Annotated in this window: 19 protein-coding genes; 12 read left to right on the top strand and 7 right to left on the bottom strand. The window is 72.4% G+C overall.

The window, feature by feature from the left end; all coding sequences use genetic code 11:
* Positions 1-20: 20 nt before the first annotated feature.
* The 3 genes from NK718_RS11050 (at position 21) to NK718_RS11040 (ending at position 4398) form a co-directional block, all read left to right on the top strand.
* Positions 21-536 (top strand): tyrosine phosphatase family protein, encoded by a 516-nt coding sequence (locus tag NK718_RS11050; protein WP_254741811.1) that lies wholly within the window; start codon positions 21-23, stop codon positions 534-536.
* Entirely contained in the window at positions 533-1540 is a 1008-nt protein-coding gene (locus NK718_RS11045; protein ID WP_254741809.1) for an NUDIX hydrolase, read from the top strand. Before NK718_RS11050 ends, NK718_RS11045 begins: the two co-directional genes overlap by 4 nt.
* A 101-nt stretch (positions 1541-1641) precedes the next feature.
* Positions 1642-4398, top strand: coding sequence for a DUF2339 domain-containing protein (locus NK718_RS11040; protein WP_254741806.1), 2757 nt, complete (start codon positions 1642-1644; stop codon positions 4396-4398).
* 3 nt (positions 4399-4401) lie between these two features.
* Here NK718_RS11040 and ald read toward each other — a convergent pair whose 3' ends face one another.
* Positions 4402-5520, bottom strand: coding sequence for an alanine dehydrogenase (gene ald / locus NK718_RS11035; RefSeq protein WP_254741803.1), 1119 nt, complete (start codon positions 5518-5520; stop codon positions 4402-4404).
* 132 nt (positions 5521-5652) lie between these two features.
* Here ald and NK718_RS11030 point away from each other — a divergent pair, with 132 nt between their 5' ends.
* From NK718_RS11030 to NK718_RS11005, 6 genes are all read left to right on the top strand, one after another.
* Positions 5653-6120: an Lrp/AsnC family transcriptional regulator gene (locus NK718_RS11030; RefSeq protein WP_254741800.1), complete on the top strand. Its 468-nt coding sequence runs from the start codon at positions 5653-5655 to the stop codon at positions 6118-6120.
* A 54-nt stretch (positions 6121-6174) separates the two neighbouring features.
* The gene (locus NK718_RS11025; RefSeq protein WP_371877268.1) at positions 6175-6465 is read left to right on the top strand and encodes an exodeoxyribonuclease VII small subunit; all 291 of its coding nucleotides are present in this window, start codon (positions 6175-6177) and stop codon (positions 6463-6465) included.
* 111 nt (positions 6466-6576) lie between these two features.
* The gene (gene dxs / locus NK718_RS11020) at positions 6577-8502 is read left to right on the top strand and encodes a 1-deoxy-D-xylulose-5-phosphate synthase (RefSeq protein ID WP_254741797.1); all 1926 of its coding nucleotides are present in this window, start codon (positions 6577-6579) and stop codon (positions 8500-8502) included.
* Between the two features lie 19 nt (positions 8503-8521).
* A complete protein-coding gene (locus NK718_RS11015) occupies positions 8522-9283 on the top strand; it encodes a TlyA family RNA methyltransferase (protein WP_254741795.1) in 762 nt (253 codons plus the stop codon).
* Positions 9280-10551, top strand: a complete 1272-nt coding sequence (locus NK718_RS11010; RefSeq protein ID WP_254741793.1) for a class I SAM-dependent RNA methyltransferase — start codon at positions 9280-9282, stop codon at positions 10549-10551. Before NK718_RS11015 ends, NK718_RS11010 begins: the two co-directional genes overlap by 4 nt.
* Before the next feature lie 5 nt (positions 10552-10556).
* A complete protein-coding gene (locus NK718_RS11005) occupies positions 10557-11993 on the top strand; it encodes an FAD-binding oxidoreductase (protein ID WP_254741791.1) in 1437 nt (478 codons plus the stop codon).
* A gap of 10 nt (positions 11994-12003) precedes the next feature.
* Here NK718_RS11005 and NK718_RS11000 read toward each other — a convergent pair whose 3' ends face one another.
* Genes NK718_RS11000 through NK718_RS10985 form a run of 4 tightly spaced genes read right to left on the bottom strand, consistent with a single transcriptional unit; the run spans position 12004 to position 16401 of the window.
* A complete protein-coding gene (locus tag NK718_RS11000; protein WP_254741789.1) occupies positions 12004-12732 on the bottom strand; it encodes an SOS response-associated peptidase in 729 nt (242 codons plus the stop codon).
* Between the two features lie 3 nt (positions 12733-12735).
* Positions 12736-13725, bottom strand: a complete 990-nt coding sequence (gene corA, locus NK718_RS10995) for a magnesium/cobalt transporter CorA (RefSeq protein WP_254741787.1) — start codon at positions 13723-13725, stop codon at positions 12736-12738.
* Positions 13726-13738: 13 nt separating this feature from the next.
* Positions 13739-14614 (bottom strand): SDR family NAD(P)-dependent oxidoreductase, encoded by an 876-nt coding sequence (locus NK718_RS10990; protein WP_254741785.1) that lies wholly within the window; start codon positions 14612-14614, stop codon positions 13739-13741.
* Entirely contained in the window at positions 14611-16401 is a 1791-nt protein-coding gene (locus NK718_RS10985; RefSeq protein ID WP_254741783.1) for an acyl-CoA dehydrogenase family protein, read from the bottom strand. Before NK718_RS10985 ends, NK718_RS10990 begins: the two co-directional genes overlap by 4 nt.
* Positions 16402-16509: 108 nt before the next feature.
* Between NK718_RS10985 and NK718_RS10980 the strand changes: the two genes are divergently transcribed.
* Positions 16510-17541, top strand: coding sequence for an L-threonylcarbamoyladenylate synthase (locus NK718_RS10980; protein WP_254741781.1), 1032 nt, complete (start codon positions 16510-16512; stop codon positions 17539-17541).
* A gap of 63 nt (positions 17542-17604) precedes the next feature.
* Here NK718_RS10980 and NK718_RS10975 read toward each other — a convergent pair whose 3' ends face one another.
* Positions 17605-18036: a DoxX family protein gene (locus NK718_RS10975; protein ID WP_254741779.1), complete on the bottom strand. Its 432-nt coding sequence runs from the start codon at positions 18034-18036 to the stop codon at positions 17605-17607.
* 130 nt (positions 18037-18166) lie between these two features.
* Here NK718_RS10975 and NK718_RS10970 point away from each other — a divergent pair, with 130 nt between their 5' ends.
* Entirely contained in the window at positions 18167-19093 is a 927-nt protein-coding gene (locus NK718_RS10970; RefSeq protein WP_254741777.1) for a LysR family transcriptional regulator, read from the top strand.
* 15 nt (positions 19094-19108) lie between these two features.
* Here NK718_RS10970 and greA read toward each other — a convergent pair whose 3' ends face one another.
* Positions 19109-19600, bottom strand: coding sequence for a transcription elongation factor GreA (gene greA, locus NK718_RS10965; RefSeq protein ID WP_254741775.1), 492 nt, complete (start codon positions 19598-19600; stop codon positions 19109-19111).
* A gap of 181 nt (positions 19601-19781) precedes the next feature.
* On the opposite strand from greA, the gene NK718_RS10960 reads away from it, so the two are divergent.
* Complete coding sequence (locus tag NK718_RS10960; protein ID WP_254741773.1) at positions 19782-20354, top strand: HdeD family acid-resistance protein; 573 nt, start codon at positions 19782-19784, stop codon at positions 20352-20354.
* Positions 20355-20468 lie beyond the last annotated feature (114 nt).

Genomic DNA, 20468 nt, shown 5'->3' with positions numbered 1-20468 from the left:
TAGGTTGCGGGAGACCCTGCATGCCCGCGATTCACGTCACGCCTTTGTCCCGCCTGCACGACACCGTCGAGGCCATCGGCGCGAGCCACGTCGTGACGCTGATCAACGCGGCGACGTCGGTGGCGCGCCCCGCCTCGATCCCCGCCGAGCGCCACCTGTTTCTCGGCGTCAGCGACATCACCGCCGCCACTGACGGCCACATCCTGCCGGGCGAGGAGCATGTGCGCCGCCTGCTCGACTTCACGCGCAAGTGGGACGCCGAGCGCCCCCTGCTGATCCACTGCTGGGCCGGCGTCAGCCGCTCCACCGCCGCCGCCTTCATCGCGCTTTGTGCGCTGCGCCCGACGCGGGACGAAGCCGAGATCGCGCTGCGGCTGCGCGCCGCCTCCCCCTCCGCCACGCCCAATGCAAGGCTGGTCGCCGTGGCCGACAACATGCTCGGCCGCCAAGGCCGCATGGTCGACGCCGTCGCCGCCATCGGGCGCGGGGCGGATTGCTTCGAGAACACACCCTTCCACCTGAAGCTCGACGAATGAGGCCGGCGCGCGCCCATCCCGAAACGCCCATCGAGATTGGCCTCGCCGCCGCCGTGGTGGCGGTCGACGCGGGCACGCCCCGCATCCTGATGGCGCGGACCGACGCCGACGGCCTCGGCGGCCTGCCGTCCGGCAGCTTCGATCCGCTGCGCCACCGCACGCTGGAAATCGGCCTGCGCGACTTCGTCTCCGAGCAGACCGGGCTGTCGCTGGGCTATGTCGAGCAGCTCTACACGTTCGGCGACCGGGGGCGGAACGCCATGCCGGGCGACGAAGTCCCCCATGTCGTCTCGATCGGCTATCTCGCGCTGACCCGCGTCGGCTCCGGCGGCTCGGGCGCGCCGAAGGGCGCGCGGTTCCGCGGCTGGTACGAGTTCTACCCCTGGGAGGACTGGCGCGGAGGCCGCCCGCTCATCCTGGAACGCGCCATCTGGCCGGCCCTCGCCGAATGGGCGTCGGACCGCGACGCGGAGGCGGCCGAGGGTGCGCGCCGCCCGCTGTCGCGCTTCGAGCGCGTGCGCCTGTGCTTCGGCTTCAACCCGCGCTCCGGCGACGCCGAGGTGTGGGACGAGGAAAAGGTACTGGAGCGCTACGAACTGCTCTACGAGGCCGGCCTGCTGGAGGAGGCGCGGCGCGACGGTCGCGAGGCCGCGCTCGCCCGCCCGAGCCTCCCCCCGCTCGGCGAGCCCATGCGCTTCGATCACCGGCGCATCCTCGCCACGGCGATGGGCCGGCTGCGCGGCAAGCTGAAATACCGCCCGGTGGTGTTCGAGCTGCTGCCCTCCGCCTTCACGCTCACCACGCTGCAGCAGACGGTGGAGGCCATCTCCGGCCGGCACCTGCACAAGCAGAATTTCCGCCGGCTGGTCGAGAGCACCGCGCTGGTCGAGTCGACCGGCGAGATGGTCAACACCGGCGGGCGGCCGGCGGCGCAGTTCCGCTTCCGCCGCGAAGTGGTGCAGGAACGCCCCGCCCCCGGCCTGCGGCTCGGGGCCCGCGGGTGACGGATTTCACAACTCGGCGTAGCCGCGCTCTGGCTCCGCCAGCACCGGGCCGCTAAAGTCGCCGCCGTTGGCACACGGCGGGGGCCGCTTCGATGGAATTCATGGTCGTCCTGGTCTTGATCGCGTTGGCGATCCCGATCCTGGGCCTGGTCGGCTTCTTCCGCACGCTCCGCCTGTCCGCCCGCGCCGACATGCTGGAGGCGCGGGTGCGCGACCTCGAATGGCGTCTCGCCGGCGTCGCCGGCCCCGCGCCCGCGGTCGAGACGCCCGAAACGCCTATCACGAGCCCCGAGGCTGCCGCCGCTCCCGAAGACGAGGAAGAGGAAGCGCCCGTCGTCCCGGGGCCGCCCGAGGCGGAGACGCCGCCGGCCGGCGCGCCGGGCGAGCCGGTTCCCCCATCGCCCGAGACGTTCGCGCCGGGCGAGGCCCCCGAGCCGCTGCGGCCGGCGGCGCGCGCGGCGAGCTTCGAGGAACTGGCCGGAACGCGCTGGGCCGTGTGGCTGGGCGGCGTCGCGCTCGGCCTCGGCGGGCTGTTCCTGGTGCGCTACTCGATCGAGCAGGGCTGGTTCGGCCCCGGCGCGCGCATCGCCGCCGGCGTGCTGTTCGCCCTGGCCCTGCTCGCCGGCGGCGAGTGGATGCGCCGGCGGGAGGGCCGCGACGGCACGCTGGTCGGCATTCCCGAAGCGCATATCCCCTCGGTGCTCACGGCCGCCGGCACGCTCACCGCCTTCGGCACGGTCTACGCCGCCCATGCGCTCTACGACATGATCGGCCCGGCGACGGCGTTCGTGCTGCTCGGCGCCATCGGACTGGGAACGATGGCGGCGGCGGCCCTGCACGGGCCGGCGCTGGCCGGCTTCGGTCTCCTCGGCGCGTATGTGTCGCCGCTGCTCGTCTCTTCGGCGGAACCGCGCGTCTGGCCGGTTGCGCTGTATCTGCTCGTTGTGACGGCGAGCGCCGACGCCCTGGCGCGCCTGCGCGGCTGGCTGTGGCTGGCGCTCGCGGCGGTGGGAGGCGCGGCCTTCTGGGCGCTGGCGATGACCGCCTTCGACTACGGCGAGATCGGCGCGCGGATGACGTACCTCGTCGCCCAGGCGGCGCTCGCCGCCGCCACGCTCGGCGTGCTGCCCTATCGGGGCGTCGAGGACCGCGACAGCATGAGGCCGGACGTTCCGGCGCTCGTCTGCCTGCTCGTCTTCGCCCTGCTCGCGGCGGGTCTGCTGGCGGATCTCGGCCTCGGCGCGGGCCGCGCGCCGTTCACCTTCGCGATGGCCGGCGTCCTGTTCGGCGCGGCGCTCGTCTCCGCTCCGGTCGCCGGCGCGGCGCCGATGGCGGCCGGGGTCGCGGCGGCGGCGCTGGTGTTCTGGCCGGTGGCGCGGCAGGCCGCCATGGAAGGGCCGCTGGTGCTGCCCGGACCGGTGGCGACGCCGCCGCTGCCCGACGCCGTGTTCCTGTTCATCGCCGTCGCAACCGCCCTCGCCGCCGCGTTCGCCGGCGGCGTGCTCGTGCGGCTGGCGCGCGGCCCGCGCCTCGGCGTGTTCGCCGCCTGCTTCTACGCCGCGGCCGGCGTCGTCGGCCCGCTCGCCATCTTGGTGGCGTCCTGGTGGCGGATTTCCGATTTCGACCGCAGCCTGCCCTTCGGGCTCGTCGCCGGGGCGACGGCCATCGCCTTCACCGTGGCGGCGGGCTGGCTGCGCCCGCGCGCGCTGGAGCAGAACGCCCTGCCCGCCTGGCTCGGCTTCGAATCCTACGCGGCCGGCGCGCTGGCGGCGCTGGCGCTCGGCCTCACCATGGTGCTCGACAAGGGCATGCTGACGGTGGCGCTCGCGCTGGCGGCGCTCGGCGCGGCCTGGGTGACGACGCGCCAGCCCCTCGGCCTGCTGCGCTATGCCGTGGGCGCGACCGGCGTCGTCGTCATCGTGCGGCTGCTGTGGAACACGTTGCTGATCCGCGTCGACGTCGGCTCGACGCCGATCTTCAACTGGCTGCTCTTCGCCTATGGCGTGCCGGCCTTCGCCTTCGCGGCTTCCAGCGTGCTGCTGCGCCGGCAACGGGACGACGAGGTCGTGAAGCTGTGCGAGGGACTGGCCATCGCGCTCACCTCCCTGCTGGTGCTGTTCGAGATCCGCCACGCGGTCACCGGCTCGGTGATCTCGGTTCGCGCCGGGCATGTCGAGGTCGGCATGGAGGTCGCGGCCGGCCTGCTGCTGTCGCTGGCGCTGGCGCGGCTCGAGACGGTGCGCCGGAGCGTCGTGCTGCGCGGCGGCGGCTACGTGCTCGCCGGTCTGTCCATGCTCGGCGGACTGGCGCTGATCGGACCCGCGGTGAACCCCCTGCTGGCGCGCTCGGATGTCGTGGCCGGCGGCGCGCTCGTGAACTCGCTGCTGCTCGGCTACCTCGCGCCGGCGCTGTGCGCCTTCGCCCTCGCCGCGACGGCTCGGGAGCGGTGGTCGCCCACGCTGGTCCAGGCCGCGACGGCGCTGGGCGGGATTTTGCAGTTCGTGTGGACGGTGGCGGAGATCCGCCGGCTGTTCCAGGGCGAGAGAATCGGCATCAGGTGGCCCACCGGCGACGCCGAGCTCTATACCTACTCGGCCGTGTTCCTGCTGATCGGCCTCGTCCTGCTCGGCTGGGGCATCGTCCGGCGGTCGCGCACGGCGCGGCTTGTCTCGGCCGCCTACGTCGTGCTCGCCATCGTCAAGGTGTTCCTGGTCGACATGCAGGGCCTGGCCGGGGTCTACCGGGCCCTGTCCTTCATCGGGCTCGGGCTCGTTCTGGTCGCCATCGGCCTCGTCTACCAGAAGCTGATCTTCGCCCGCGCCCCGGCGGCGGACGCGCCGCCGCCGGAAACGGCCTGACGATCAGAGCCCGAGCACGCTTTCGGCGCTGACATAGGGAAGGCCCTGCGCGTCGGCGACCGGCTGGCAGGTGATCTTGCCGTCGGTGACGTTGAGGCCGTTGCGCAGGTGCTTGTCGTCCTTCAGCGCCTGCCGCCAGCCCTTGTCGGCCAGCGCCAGGGTGAAGGGCAGCGTCACGTTGTTGAGCGCGAAGGTGGAGGTGCGCGCCACCGCGCCGGGCATGTTGGCGACGCAGTAATGCACCACGTTGTCGACCACGTAGGTGGGGTCCTCATGGGTGGTCGCGTGCGAGGTCTCGCAGCAGCCGCCCTGGTCGATGGCGACGTCGACGATGACCGAGCCCGGCTTCATCGTCTTCAGCATGTCGCGGGTGACGAGCTTGGGCGCGGCCGCGCCCGGGATCAGAACGCAGCCGATCAGCAGGTCGGCGCGCTTGACGATCTCGCGCACCGCGTCGCGGGTGGAGAAGATGGTGCGCACGCCGGTGCCGAACTGGGTGGCGAGCCGCCGCAGCACGTCGGCCGAGCGGTCGACCACCGTGACGTTCGCGCCCATGCCGAGCGCGATGGTGGCCGCGTGGGTGCCCGAGACGCCGCCGCCGAGGATCACCACCTCGGCCGCCGGCACGCCCGGCACGCCGCCGAGCAGGATGCCGCGTCCGCCGGCCGCCTTCTCGAGGCAGTGCGCGCCGACCTGCGGCGCGAGGCGTCCCGCGACCTCCGACATCGGGGTCAGCAGCGGCAGGCCGCCGGTGGGCGACGTCACCGTCTCGTAGGCGATGCAGGTCGCGCCGGACTTGACGAGGTCCTGCGTCTGCTCCGGATCGGGCGCGAGGTGGAGATAGGTGAAGAGCACCTGGCCGGGGCGCAGGCGGGCGCGCTCGTCGGCCTGCGGCTCCTTCACCTTGACGATCATCTCGGCGCGGTCGAACACCGCGTCCGTGCTGTCGACCAGCGTCGCGCCAGCCGCCGAGTAGTCGGCGTCGGGAATGCCCGAGCCGAGGCCCGCGCCGGTTTCCACCAGCACTTCGTGCCCGTGATGGATAAGCTCGGCCACCGACGACGGCACGAGGCCGACCCGGTATTCATGGTTCTTGATTTCCTTCGGCACACCGACGCGCATGGATCCCCTCCGTCAGACAGCGATGTGGCGGAAAGTGTAGCGGCGGCGCGCGGCGCTTCCCGCGAAATCGGCCTTCGCAAAAGGCAATTCTTCGCATATAATGCGTCCCCTCAGGGCCGGGGGCGGCGATTGATGCGAAAAATCGAACTCGACGCGCGAGATCGTGCGATCCTGTCGGTGCTGCAGAAGGACGGCAGCATCACGAACGCCGACCTCGCCGAGCGCGTCAACCTCTCGCCCTCCGCCTGCCTGCGCCGGGTCAAGCTGCTGGAAGACTCCGGCCTGGTGAAGGGCACCGTGATGCTGCTCGACGAGGCGGCGGCGGGGTTGCCGGGCGCGGCCTTCGTGTTCGTGACGCTGGACCAGCAGGGCCGGCAGAGCCTGGACGCCTTCGAGGCCGCCGTGGCCCGCCACCCCGAGATCCTGGAATGCTACCTGCTGGCGGGCACTGCGGACTACCTGCTCAAGGTGGTCTTCGCCGACACGGCGGATTTCGAGCGCATCCACCGCAACGCGCTCACCACCCTGCCCGGCGTGGTGCGCGTGCAGTCGACGCTGGCGCTGCGCACCGTCAAGCGCACCACCGTGCTGCCGGTGTGACCCGCCCTTGCATCGCGCGCCGCGCCGCCCGATAACACCCCCGAGTTGCACAGCATGAGGAGAGGCCGCGTGAGCGACGCGCCCGCCCAGGACGAAGCGGCGCTGGCCGCCGAAATCGACGCCATGCCCTTCGAGAAGGCGCTGGCCGAGCTCGAGCAGATCGTCAATAAGCTCGAGCGCGGCGACGTGGCGCTGGAGGAGTCGCTGGCGATCTATTCCCGCGGAGAGAAATTGAAGATCCGCTGCGAGGCGCTACTGCGCCAGGCCGAGAGCCGCGTCGAGAAGATCACGCTGGGGGCCAACGGCCAGCCCAAGCGCGTCGAGCCTCTCGACGTGGACCGCTGAGGGGGCCTTTCGCCGCACGTTTGCGCCCCGGCCACGTTTGCCCGGGCCGGCCGAGTGGTGTAACGGTGCGCGCGACTTGATGGACGGGGCAACCGTCCGAAACGGGCCGCGATGACCACGACCAAGACGCCACTGCTCGACACGATCCACGACCCGGCCGATCTGCGCCGGCTGGACCCCGCGCAGCTGCGGCAGGTCGCCGACGAGCTGCGCACCGAGACCGTCGACACCGTGTCGGTGACCGGCGGCCACCTCGGCGCGGGCCTCGGCGTGGTCGAGCTCACGGTGGCGCTGCACTACGTGTTCGACACGCCGCGCGACCGGCTGATCTGGGACGTCGGCCACCAGGCCTATCCCCACAAGATCCTCACCGGCCGGCGCGAGCGCATCCGCACGCTGCGCCAGGGCGGCGGCCTGTCCGGCTTCACCAAGCGCAGCGAGAGCGAGTACGACCCGTTCGGCGCGGCGCATTCCTCCACGTCGATTTCCGCCGGGCTCGGCATGGCGGTGGCGCGCGACCTCGACGCGCGCGACAACAACGTCATCGCCGTCATCGGCGACGGGGCGATGTCCGCCGGCATGGCCTACGAGGCGATGAACAACGCCGGCGCGCTGGACTCCCGCCTCATCGTCATCCTCAACGACAACGACATGTCGATCGCCCCGCCCGTGGGCGCGATGTCGGCCTATTTGTCGCGGCTGCTCTCCGGACGCGCCTACCTGACGCTGCGCGACATCGGCAAGCAGGTCTCCGGCCACCTGCCGAAGCGGCTCGACACCGCCATCACCCGCGCCGTCGAGCACGCGCGCGGCTTCGTCACCGGCGGCACGCTGTTCGAGGAGCTGGGCTTCTACTATGTCGGCCCCATCGACGGCCACAATCTGGACCACCTGCTGCCGGTGCTGCGCAACGTGCGCGACGCGCATGCCGGGCCGATCCTGATCCACGTCGTCACGCAGAAGGGCAAGGGCTACCCGCCGGCCGAGGCGTCCGACGACAAGTATCACGGCGTCAACACGTTCGACGTCATCACCGGCGCGCAGTCCCGGCCGAAGGCGAACTTCCCCACCTACACCAAGGTGTTCGGGGACAGCCTGATCCGCGAGGCGCGCGAGGACGACAAGATCGTTGCGATCACCGCCGCCATGCCGTCGGGGACGGGCGTCGACATGTTCGGCCGCGAGTTTCCGGGCCGCACCTTCGATGTCGGCATCGCCGAACAGCACGCCGTGACTTTCGCGGCCGGGCTGGCGACCGAGGGCTACAAGCCGTTCGTCGCCATCTACTCCACCTTCCTGCAGCGCGCCTACGACCAGGTGGTCCACGACGTCGCCATCCAGAACCTGCCGGTGCGCTTCGCGCTCGACCGCGCGGGGCTGGTCGGGGCGGACGGCGCGACGCACGCGGGCTCGTTCGACATCGCCTATCTGGGCTGCCTGCCCAACATGGTCGTCATGGCCGCCGCCGACGAGGCGGAGCTGATGCACATGGTCGCCACCGCCGCCGCCCACCAGTCCGGCCCCATCGCGTTCCGCTACCCGCGCGGCGAAGGCGTCGGCGCGGAGCTGCCGGACCGCGGCGTGCCGCTGCCCATCGGCAAGGGCCGGGTTCTGCGCGAGGGCTCGCGCATCGCGCTCCTGTCGCTCGGCACGCGGCTGGCGGAATGCCTCAAGGCGGCCGACGACCTCGCCGCGCGCGGCCTCTCCACCACCGTCGCCGACGCCCGCTTCGCCAAGCCGCTCGACACCGAGCTGGTGGAGCGGCTGGCGCGCGGGCACGAGGTGCTGATCACCGTCGAGGAAGGCTCGGTGGGCGGCTTCGGCTCGTTCGTCATGCAGCACCTCGCCGAGGCCGGGCTGCTGGACGGCGGCCTGCGCGTGCGCGCCATGACGCTGCCCGACGTCTTCCAGGACCAGGACAAGCCCGACCGCATGTACGCCGCCGCCGGGCTCGACGCGAAAGGCATCGTCGCCAAGGTGCTGGCCACGCTCGACGCCGCCCCCGCCGCCGGCGCGGCCACGGGCCGGATCGCCTGACCGCCCCCGGTCGCTTCCCATGAGCACCGAGCGCGCGGACCTCGCCCTCGTCCGCCGCGGCCTGTTCGAGAGCCGCGCCAAGGCGCAGGAAGCCATCGCCGCCGGCCTCGTCAGCGTCGACGGCGTCGCCGTGCGCAAGCCCTCCGAGCCGGTCGCCGACGACGCCGCCATGGAGGCGCGCCCGGCCTATCCGTGGGTGTCGCGCGGGGGCCTGAAGCTCGCCGCCGCGCTCGACGAATTCGGCTACGACCCCGCCGGCCGCCAATGCCTCGACATCGGCGCGTCGACGGGCGGCTTCTGCCACGTGCTGCTGGCGCGCGGCGCGGCGCGCGTGCTCGCCGTCGATGTCGGCCACGGCCAGCTCCACCGCAGCCTCGCCGGAGAGCCCCGCCTCGTCTCGATGGAAGGGCGCGACGCGCGGTCGCTGACGGCGGCGGAGCTGGGCGCGCCGCCCTCCCTCGTCACGTTCGACGTCAGCTTCATCCCGCTCGGCTTCGTGCTGCCGCACGTGCTGGCGCTGGCCGCGCCCGACGCGGCTTTGTGCGCGCTGGTCAAGCCGCAGTTCGAGGCCGGTCGCGGGCAGGTCCGCAAGGGCATCGTCCGCGACGAGGCCGTGCGGCGCGCGGCCTGCGAGCGCGTGGCCCGGCAGGTCGAGGAGCAGGGCTGGCGCGTCGACGGCGTCATCGTCTCGCCCATTGCCGGCGGAGACGGCAATATCGAGTACCTGATCGGCGCGCGCCGGGGCGCGTTTCCCGCCGCGCCGCGAGAGCACGCCTCATGACCGAACGCCTCCTCATCACCCGTCTCGGCCAGCGCGGCGACGGCGTCGCGGACGGTCCCGGCGGCCCGGTCTTCGTGGCCGGCGCGCTGCCCGGCGAGACCGTCGAGGCGGAGGTCGAGGGCGAGCGCGGCCGCCTCGTCGCGGTGGAGACGCCCTCGCCTTCCCGCGTCGCGCCGTTCTGCCCGCATTACGGGCGCTGCGGCGGCTGCGTCATGCAGCACGCCGACCCGGCGACCTACGCCGCCTGGAAGCGCGAGGGCGTGGTGGCGGCGCTGCGCCACGCGCGGCTCGACGCGCCGGTGGAGCCTTTGGTGGCGGCGCACGGCGAAGGCCGCCGGCGCGCCACCTTCCACGTGCGCCGCGCGCCGGGCGAGGGCCGCCCCGTGGCGATCGCCGGCTTCATGGCGGCGCGCTCGCACGAGGTCGTGCCGCTCGACGCCTGCCCGCTGCTCGTCCCGGCGCTGGCCGACGCCCCCGCCCTGGCTCGCGCCCTGGGCGAGGCGCTGGGCGGAGCGGGCAAGCCGCTCGACGTGCAGCTCACGGCCACCGCCGGCGGCATCGACGTCGACGTGCGCGGCCATGGCCCGGCTTCGCCCTCGCAGCGGCGCTCGCTGGCGCTGCTCGCCGAGCGGCTCGACCTCGCGCGCCTCTCGCTGCACGGCGACGTCGTCGTCGAGCGCCGGCCGCCGCTCGTCACCATGGGCAAGGCGATTGTCGCTCCGCCGCCGGGCGGCTTCCTGCAGGCGACCGCCCAGGGCGAAGAAGCGCTGGCGCGCCTCGTCGTCGAGGCGGTCGGCAAGGCCAAAATCGTCGCCGACCTGTTCGCCGGCGTCGGGCCCTTCGCGCTGCGTCTCGCCGAGCGGGCGTCGGTCCATGCCGTCGAGAGCGACGGCGCGGCCATGCTGGCGCTCGACCGCGCGGCGCGGCAGACGCCCGGCCTGAAACCGATCGGCGTCGAGACGCGCGACCTGTTCCGCCGGCCGCTGCTCGGGCCTGAACTCGCCCGCTTCGACGCCGTGGCGTTCGACCCGCCCCGCGCCGGGGCGGAGGCGCAGGCGCGCCAGCTTGCCGGCTCCGCCGTGCCCGTCGTCGTCGCGGTGTCGTGCAACGCCGCCAGCTTCGCGCGCGACGCGGCCCTGCTGGTCGCCGGCGGCTATACGCTTGCGCGCGTGACGCCGGTGGACCAGTTTTGGCAGTCCGCCCACGTCGAGTTGGTGGGCGTGTTCGAAAAGAAGCGGCCCGGCCAACGACGCCGCACCCTGGGATGACGACGATGGACGGCCCGCGCCCCCCCGCCCGCCCGCCTCTGCCCGCCGACCTCGCCGCGCGGCTCGCCGCCATCGTGGGCGACCGCTACGTCGTCACCGACGCGAACGACATGGCGGGATATCTGGTCGAATGGCGCGGCCTGTTCCGCGGGCGCGCCGCCGCCGTCGTGCGTCCCGGCTCGACGCGCGAGGTCGCCGAGGTGCTGGCCTACGCCAACCGGGAAGGCGTCGCCGTGGTGCCGCAGGGCGGAAACACCAGCCTGGTGGGCGGCAGCATCCCGTTCGAGCGTGGCGACGAGATCGTTCTGTCGCTGACGCGTCTCGACCGCGTCCGCGAGGTCGACCCGCTCTCCGACACGATGACGGTGGAGGCCGGCGTCACGCTGCTGCGCGCGCAGCAGGCGGCCGAGTCGGCCGACCGGCTGTTCCCGCTGTCGCTCGCCTCGGAGGGCGCCTGCACCATCGGCGGCAATCTCGGCAGCAATGCCGGCGGCACCGCCGTGCTCGCCTACGGCAACGCCCGCGAGCTGGTGCTGGGGCTGGAAGTCGTCCTCGCCGACGGGCGGGTGTGGAACGGGCTGGGCAAGCTGCGCAAGGACAATACCGGCTACGACCTGCGCCACCTCTTCATCGGCTCGGAAGGCACGCTGGGCGTCATCACCGCCGCCGTGCTGAAGCTGTTCCCGCGGCCCCGATCGGTCGTCACCAGCTTCTGCGGCGTGCCCTCCCCGCGCGCCGCGCTGGACCTGCTCGCCGCCGCCAAGGCGCACGTGGGAAGCGCGGTGACGACCTTCGAGCTGATCCCCCGCTTCGGCGTCGACACGGTGGTGACGCACATGGGCTGCCGCGACCCGCTCGCCGGCCGGCACGCATGGTACGTGCTGATGGAATGGTCGTCCCCGTCAGACCCGGGATTGCAGGAGCGCTGCGAAACGCTGCTCGCCGCCTCCATCGAGGCCGGCACGGTTGAGGACGCCACCGTCGCCGTGTCGCTCGACCAGCGCGACGCGCTGTGGCGCGTGCGCGAGGCGCTGTCGGAGGCGCAGGGCTTCGAGGGCGGCTCGATCAAGCACGACATCTCGCTGCCTGTGGCGCGCGTGCCGGAGTTCATCGAGGAGGTCAACGAGGCGCTGTCCCGCCTCGTGCCCGGCTGCCGGCCGATGCCGTTCGGCCATCTCGGCGACGGCAACCTGCATTTCAACGTCACGCAGCCGGTGGGCGCGGACAAGGCGGCGTTCCTGGCCCGCTGGGGCGAGGTCAACGAGCTCGTCCACGGCTACGTGGCGCGCTATGGCGGCTCCATCTCCGCCGAGCACGGGATCGGCCGCCTGAAGCGCGACCTGCTGCCGCGCTTCAAGGACCCCGTCGCGATGGACCTGATGCGCGCGCTCAAGGCGACGCTCGACCCGAACTCCATCCTCAACCCGGGCAAGGTGCTGTAGCGGGCCGAGCCTAGAACAGGCTCTGCTGCCCGCCGTCGTCGCCGCCTTTGGCCTTTCGCGGCTTCGCCGGCGCGGCCGGCTCGGGGCGCGGGGCCGAAAAACGGACGCGTTCGGAGAGCGGCAGGCGCGGATCGCACGGCGTCATCGCCAGCACGTCGTCGGCCGCCGGGCGCACCAGCTTCATCGCCTCGCGCAAATCCTCGTCCGACGTGTCGAGCCAGGTGTCGAAGTCGGCCTCCTCCAGGATCACCGGCATGCGGTCGTGCAGCGCGCTGACGGGCCCGTTGGCGTCGGTGGTCACCACCAGCGCGGTGTCGATCTCGCCGCCCTCGCGGTCGACATAGGTCTCCCACAGCCCGGCCATCGCCATCGGCTTGCCGTCGCGCCGCGTCACCAGCCAGGGCTGCTTGCCCTTCGCCTCGCGCCGCCACTCGTAGAACCCGTCCGCCGGGACGATGCAGCGCCGCCGTCGCGCGGCGTGGCGGAAGGCCGGCTTGTCGGCGATGGTCTCGCCTCGCGCGTTGAAGAGCAGCGGAAACTCGGACGGGTCCTTCACCCAGGCGGGGATGAAGCCCCACCGCATGAGCTGGAACCGCCGCGCCGTGCCGCGCCCCAGGATGACGCCGATCGGCTCGGTGGGCGACACGTTGGTGCGCGCCGGGAAATTCGGCTGGTCCTCGTAGCGGAAGAAGGCGCGCAGATCCTGCGGCGTGACGCTGAGGGAAAACCGCCCGCACATCGCCTAGAGCCAGCGCTTCCAGCGGAAGAACAGGTAGGGCAGCAGGCCCGCCAGCACCATGATGCCGACCGCCATCGGGTAGCCCAGAGTCCAGTCCAGCTCCGGCATGGTCCGGAAGTTCATGCCGTAGATCGAGGCGACCAGCGTCGGCGGCATGAAGATCACCGCCACCACCGAGAACAGCTTGATGATGTTGTTCTGCTCGAGGTTGACGAGGCCGAGCGTGGCGTCGAGCAGGAACTGGATCTTCTGCGACTGGAAGGTCGCGTGCTCCTCGAGCGATTGCAGGTCGCGCAAGGTCGTCTTCACCGCCTCGCGCAGCTCCAGCGGCACGCGCGCGGTGCGGTAGCTGACGGAGAGGAACAGCAGCACGCGCTCCAGAGAGACGAGGCTTTCGCGGATCTTGGAGATGATGTCGCCGTGCCGGCCGAGCGCGCGCAGCGTCTCCTGGAACTCGGCGCTGCGGCCCTTGGGGTCGGACTTGCTCTCGAACACCTTGTCGCCCAGCCGGTCGAGCCGTGCGCCGGTCGCCTGCAGCACGTCGGCGGCGCGGTCGATGATCGTCTCGAACAGGCCGGACATGATCGCCTCCGCCGTCGGCGCGCAGCCGTCGGGGCGGGAGATGCGGTTGGTGAACATCTGGAACGCCTTGGGGTCGGAATAGCGCACCGTCACCAACACCCTGTCGCGCAGGATGAAGGTGATGCCGTTCACCTCCGGGTCGACGTCTACGTTGTGGACCACGCGCGCCGTCATGTAGCGCGCGCCGTCCTCGGTGTAGAGCAGCTCGGACGGCTCGATGTCGCTCATCTCCTCCCGCGTGGGGATGGCGATGCGCAGGAAGGCCTCGACCTGCTTGTCCTCCGCCGGCGTCGGCTCGATAAGGTCGATCCAGATCACATCCTCCGGGATCGGCTCGCCCCTCTCCAGCACGCGGCGCTCGAACGGCGACGCGCCCGGCGGCGCGCCCGTCACGCGGTGGACGATGATCATGCCGGCTTCCTTCCTATGGGGCGCTGTCCGGCCCCGCCGGAGGCGGAGCGGAGATGTCGAAGCGCGGCGGCTGCGTGCCGTCGATGTCGGTGAATCCGAAGCGGCGAGCGAGGTCCGCCACGAACAGCGATTGGCCGTTGAGCGCCATCGGGTCGTCGAGCGCGGCGAGCGCGGCCACGGCGCGCCCGGCATAGAGCGGCGACTGCGTCGCCATCGGCCCGTGCCCGGCGTCGAGCACGCGCTCGGTGCGCACGAAGCCCGGCGTCAGGTGGACGCTGGCGAGCCCGTGCGGGGCGAGTTCGGCCGCCATGGCGCGCGCGGCGCGCAGGATGCCGGCCTTGCCGAGGTCGTAGAACACGTCGCCCAGATACGCGTCGGCGGCGTCGAAGCCGACGGAGACGAACAGCCCCCGGCCCGCCGGCATCATCACCGGCGCGAAGGCGCGCGCCGTCGCCAGCACGGCGTAGGGGCCGGTGAGCATCGCAGTCTCGAACGGCTGCAAGGGCCGCGCGAAGAAGGGCGTGCCGTAGCGCGAGCCATCGGCGTAATGGTCCCCGTCGAAGCCTTCGTTGCCGCCCCACACCGCGCAGGCGACGAGCGAGGGCGCGCCGAAGCGGCGCAGCACCCAGGCCGCGAAATCGTAGAGCGCCTTGGGGTCGGTGTGGTCGCAGACGTAAGGGTAGCCCTTGCCGCCCGCCTGCTCCACCGCCTCGGCGGCGTCCTCCACCGTCTCGCGGCGTCCTTCCGTGCGGTGGCCGAACCGCGTCGAGCGGCCGCTGCAGATCACCGTCGCGCCGGCTTCCCCCAGCCCGACGGCGACGCCCCGCCCGACGCCCCGCGAGGCGCCGGCGACGACGCAGACGCGCCCCTCCAGCGGCCCGCCGCTCACGAAGCGAACACCCTGGCGGCGTCCGCCACCGCCCCGGCCCCGTCCACCACCGCGCGCTCCAGGCCGGGCGCCTCGGTCGCGATCTGCTCGGCGAAGAAGCGCGCCGTGGCGACGCGCGCGGTGCGCCCTTGCTCGGACTGGCCGGAATCGTCGAGCGCCGCCATCGCCTCCTTCGCCAGCGACACGCCGCCCTGGCCGACGCCGAACAGCCGCAGATAGGGCGTCGCGCCGGCCAGCGCCTCGGTCTGCCGCCCGTCCGTTGCCGCCGCCAGCATCCACGCCGTGGCGCGGTCGAGCGCGTCGACCGCCTCGCCGAGCCGCGCCGCCGCCTGTCCGAAGCCCGGCGTGTTGCGCGCCGCGAGCGCGTTCACTGTCTCGCGCATGACCGCGATGGCGGCGCGGACGGTCGCGCCGTCGGCCAGCGGCAGCTTGCGGGTGACGAGGTCGATGGCCTGGATGCCGTTGGTGCCTTCGTAGATGGCGGCGATCCGCGCGTCGCGCAGGTGCTGCGCCGCGCCCGTCTCCTCGATGTAGCCCATGCCGCCATGCACCTGCACGCCGAGCGAGGCGACCTCGACGCCGATATCGGTGGAATAGGCCTTGGCGACCGGCGTCAGCAGCGCGGCGCGGTCGGCGGCCTCGCGGCGCGCCTCCGGCGTCGGCGCTCGTCGGGCGCGGTCCAGCGCCTCGGCGGTGAGGTAGCAGATGGCGCGCGCGGCCCCGGTCTGGGCGCGCATCCACATGAGCATGCGGCGCACGTCCGCGTGGTCGATGATCGGGCTCATGCCCTCCCCCGCCGCGCCCGGCGCGCGTCCCTGCCGCCGCTGCCCGGCATAGTCCAGCGCCTGCTGGAAGGCGCGCTCGGCGATGGCGACGCCCTGCAGGCCGACGCCGAGGCGGGCGTTGTTCATCATCGTGAACATGCAGGCGAGGCCGCGATTCTCCTCGCCGACGAGGTAGCCGACCGCGCCGCCCGCGTCGCCGAACATCATCGTGCAGGTCGGCGAGGCATGGATGCCGAGCTTGTGCTCGACGCCGGCGCAGCGCACGTCGTTCGGCGCGCCGAGCGTCCCGTCCGGGTTGACCAGCACCTTGGGGACAACGAAGAGCGAGATGCCGCGCGTGCCGGGCGGCGCGTCGGGCAGGCGCGCGAGCACGAGGTGGACGATGTTGTCCGCCATGTCGTGCTCGCCATAGGTGATGAAGATCTTCTGGCCGAAGATGCGGTAGCTGCCGTCGCCGGCGCGCTCCGCGCGGGCGCGCAGCGCAGCGAGGTCGGAGCCCGCCTGCGGCTCGGTGAGGTTCATCGTGCCCATCCACTCGCCGCTGACGAGGCGGGGCAGATAGAGGCGCTTCAATTCGTCCGAGCCGTGGCTGGCCAGCGCCTCCACCGCGCCGGCGGTGAGCAGCGGGCCGAGCGAGAACGCCATCGAGGCCGAGTTCCACATTTCGATGCAGGCGGACTGGATCAGGTTCGGCAGGCCCTGCCCGCCATGCTCGGGCGGCGAGGCGAGCCCGTTCCAGCCCGCCTCCGCCCAGTCGCGATAGCTGTCGCGCCAGCCGGGCGGCGTCGTCACGCGGCCGTCCTTCAGCACCGAGCCGACCTTGTCGCCGATACGGTTGAGTGGCGCGACGCGCTCGGTGGCGAAGCGACCCGCCTCGCGCAGCACCGCGTCGGCCATCCCGTCCGCCAGCTCGGGCGCGAGCCCGTCCGCCTCGAGGCGATCGAGCCCGGCGACGTGGCGCAGCGTGTAGAGGATGTCGTCGACGGGCGCGCGATAGCTCATGGAGGCTCCTGCCTGCAATCGGGCTCGCGCCGGCGTGCGGGGCGGCCTCGGATCGGGTTGGCGGCGAGGTTATCCCGCGTGCTATGGCAGGCCCAACCGAAAATGTGAATGCTCGGGCTCCGCAGTTTGACCACCGCCGCAGCTTTTCCCGCGCCGCGCGCCACGCGCCGCCTCGCCGCCGATCCCGAGGGGATCGCGCAAGCGGCCGCGCTGCTGCGCGAAGGCGGGCTCGTCGCCTTCCCCACCGAGACCGTCTACGGGCTGGGGGCCGACGCCACCGACGCGCGCGCCGTGGCCGGCATCTACGCCGCCAAGGAGCGGCCGAGCTTCAACCCGCTGATCTCGCATGTGCCGGACGTCGACGCCGCCCTGGCCCAGGGCCGCTTCGGGCCGAAGGCGCTGGCGCTGGCGCGCGCCTTCTGGCCCGGCCCGCTGACGCTGGTGGTGGAGAAGAGCGCGGACTGCGCCGTCGCCGACCTCGCCACGGCGGGGCTGGGCAGCGTGGCGCTGCGCGTTCCGGCCCATCCCGTCGCCCGCGCCTTGCTGGCCGCGACCGGCCGCCCCGTGGCGGCCCCCTCCGCCAACCGCTCCGGCCGCGTCAGCCCGACGGAGGCGGCGCACGTGCTCGCCGACCTCGACGGCCGCATCGACGCCGTGCTCGACGGCGGGGCGACGCGCGTGGGGCTCGAATCGACCATCGTCTCGTGCCTTGGCGACGCGCCCGTGCTGCTGCGGCCCGGCGGCGTGCCGCGCGAGGCGATCGAAGCCCTGCTCGGCGAGACGCTGGCGAGCGGCGGTCACGACGCGCCCGAGGAGGGCGAAGCGCCGCTCGCGCCCGGCATGCTGGCCTCGCACTACGCTCCGCGCGCGCGGGTGCGGCTCGACGCCGTGGACATCGCGCCCGGCGAGGCCGCGCTGCTGTTCGGCGGCGCGAAACCGGCCGGGCTGGAGCGGGCTGTCGCGACGCGCGACCTCAGCCCGTCGGGCGATCTCGTCGAGGCGGCGTCCGGCCTGTTCGCCGCGCTGCGCGCGCTCGACGCCGAAGGGGCGGCGACCATCGCGGTGACGCCTATCCCCATGACGGGTCTCGGCGAAGCGATCAACGACCGGCTGCGCCGCGCCGCCGCCCCGCGCGGCTGACGCGAAAAACCCGCCGCGCGGGGGACGCGGCGGGGTTTCCGGTCGTGAACGGAGTTCTGGAGGTCAGGCCGTCCGGGCGACGGGCGCGCCGAACAGCGGCATGGCGGCGCGGCGCAGCGCGAAAGCCCCCTCGCCGGCCAGCGCCACCGTCAGCGCGCCGACCACCAGGAACGCCGGATATTCCCAGCCGCCATTGGGGTTGGTGAACAGCCAGCCATTGCCGAGGTGGACGTTCAGCGCCCCGAGCAGCAGCGGGATCAGCGCCGCCGCGACCCAGCGGCCGTAGAAGCCGACCACCAGCGCGACGCCGCCGAAGAGTTCGGCCAGCACGATCGGCCAGGCCAGGAAGGCCGGCAGGCCGACCTGCCCGAGAAAGCCCTCGAAGCCCGGCATGGTGAAGACCGCGTACTTGAGCCAGGCATGGGCGATGAACATCACGCCGAGCGAGACGCGCAGGACAAAGAGGCCGTACGGGCCGTTTCTGGTGTCGATCATGGCGATTTTCCTGTGGTGAGCCGACCGGCGGGACGTCCGGTCCGTCTGTCTCCGCCACAGTTATCTTTTCTCTTTCGCAAATCCATGCGAGAGTTGGAAAGGGAAAGATTGCAGGTTCGCAATGGAAAGAATGGCGTGGGACGATTTTCGACTGGTCAAGGCGGTCGCTGACAGCCGCTCGCTCACGGGAGCGGCCGACGCGCTGGGGGTGAACCACTCCACCGTGTTCCGCCGGCTGGGCGAGATCGAGAAGCGGCTCGGAACGCCTTTGTTCGAGCGCCACCGCGCCGGCTACGGCATGACGCCGGCGGGCGAGGAGATGGTGGCCCTGGCCGAGCGCATGGAGCGCGACGTGCTGGAGTTCTCCCGCAAGCTCGCCGGACAGACGCTGACGCCCTCAGGCGAGGTGCGGGTGACGACCAACGACACCATGCTGCTCTATCTGCTGCGGCCGGTGTTCGTGTCCTTCCGCGCGCAATATCCCGACATCCGGCTCGACGTGGTGATCTCCAACGCCGCGCTGAACCTCTCCAAGCGCGACGCCGACATCGCGGTGCGCCCGACGGACAACCCGCCGGAGACGCTGGTGGGCCGCCGCGTCGCCTCGCTGCAATGGGCGCTGTACGGCAGGCGCAGCGAGTTCGGCGACGCCGTCGGGCATGCCGGGCTCGACCCCGCGACGCTCTACCAGCGGCCCTGGGTGTCGCTCGGCGACCAGTTCAGCCATTTCAAGGTGGCGCGCTACGTGCGCGACCATGTCGATCCCGAGCGCATCGTGTTGAAGGTGAACACAGTGCTGGGCCTCACCGAGGCGGTCGAGGACGGCATCGGGCTCGGCCACCTGCCCTGCTTCATCGCCGACCAGCGGCCGGACCTCGTGCGCCTGTCGCCGATCAATCCCGACTTCGCGCCGGGCGTCTGGCTGCTGACGCACCCGGACCTGCGCGCCTCGCCGCGCATCCGCGCCTTCCTGGATTGCGCCGCGGCGGAACTGGTGAAGCTGCGGCCGGCTCTGGAGGGCGAACGGCCGTTCCGGCGCGAGCCGGCGCTGGCCTGAGCGGCGGGCCTAAGCTCAGCCGATCTCGACGATCTCCGCCTCGCCCTGCCCGGCGATGACGATGTCGCCGACCGTCTTGCCCATCAGCTCGCGGGCGAGCGGCGACACATAGGACAGCCGGCCCTCGGTGGGATCGGCCTCGTCCTCGCCCACGATGCGGAACTGCTGCGTGCGGCCGTCGTCGCGCTCGATGGTGACGCGCGAGCCGAAATACACCTTGTCGACGGCCTCGTTGGGCGGCACCACCTCGGCCGAGGAGCGCCGGTGCATCCAGTAGCGCAGGTCGCGCCCGATGCGCGCCAGCGCCTCGTGCTCGTCGTCGCCGCCCTCCTCGTCGGCGGCCTCCGCCTGGGCGCGGGACAGTTCGTCCTGCAGGCGCGCGACATGCGCCTCGATCAGGGCGAGGCCCTCGGGGGTGACGAGATTGGGGTGCGGGCTGATCGGACGGTCCGGAAGCTCGTCGAAGATCTCCGGGTCGTCCTGCTCCCTGACAAAGGCGCGGCTCATGCCAAGACAATACGCCCGCGAGGCGGCGGGTTCCATGTCCCCGCGGCGCGCCGGAAGGAGGCGAAGCGCCCGCCAGTGAAGCCAATCGCGCAGCCGGCGAGTTCTATACTCGCAAGAGTTGCAAGCCCTTGGAATAAAGCTCAAACTACGCCTCGCAACTTGACGGAAATGGGGGAAGACCATGACCAATGCGGCGCCTGTTTCGGCAATCGGCCTCGGCAACGGCATCGGCACGCTGCGGGCGAAATGGGGCTGGCTCGTCGCGCTCGGCGTGCTGATGGCGCTGTGCGGCCTGTTCGCGCTCGGCAACGCCGTGCTGGCGACCTTCACCGTCGTGATCTTCGCCGGCGCGGCCATGATCGTCAGCGGCATCGGCGAGATCATCCACGGCTTCGCGGTGAAGACGTGGAGCAAGTTCTTCCTGTGGGTGCTGGTCGGCCTGCTCTACGTCGTGGCGGGCATCGTCACGGTGTCGATGCCGCTCGTCTCGGCGGTGGTGCTGACGCTGTTCGTCGGCGCGGCGCTCATCGCCTCCGGCATCGTCCACATCGTGCTCGCGTTCCAGATGAAGGAAGGCGCGCCGTGGGGCTGGGTGGCGCTGTCGGGCGTGGTCACGCTGCTGCTGGGCGTGATGATCCTCGCCGGCTGGCCGGTGTCCGGCCTCACCGTGCTCGGCGTGTTCCTCGGCATCGACCTGCTGTTCACCGGCGCGAGCTGGATCGCCGTCGGCCTCGCCCTGCGCAAGGCCGGCTGAGCCGCCGCGCTGAGCCGCAAGCTGAGTCTCCAGCTGCGCATGGAACCCTGAAACGATCCGGGCCGTTCCGACGGGACGGGGCAGCCGCCCCGCTTTCGTCAGCGAACGGCCCAG

The organism is Alsobacter ponti (assembly GCF_024294805.1).
Lineage (GTDB): Bacteria > Pseudomonadota > Alphaproteobacteria > Rhizobiales > Beijerinckiaceae > Alsobacter > Alsobacter ponti.
This window is presented reverse-complemented; position numbering and strand designations above follow the sequence as displayed.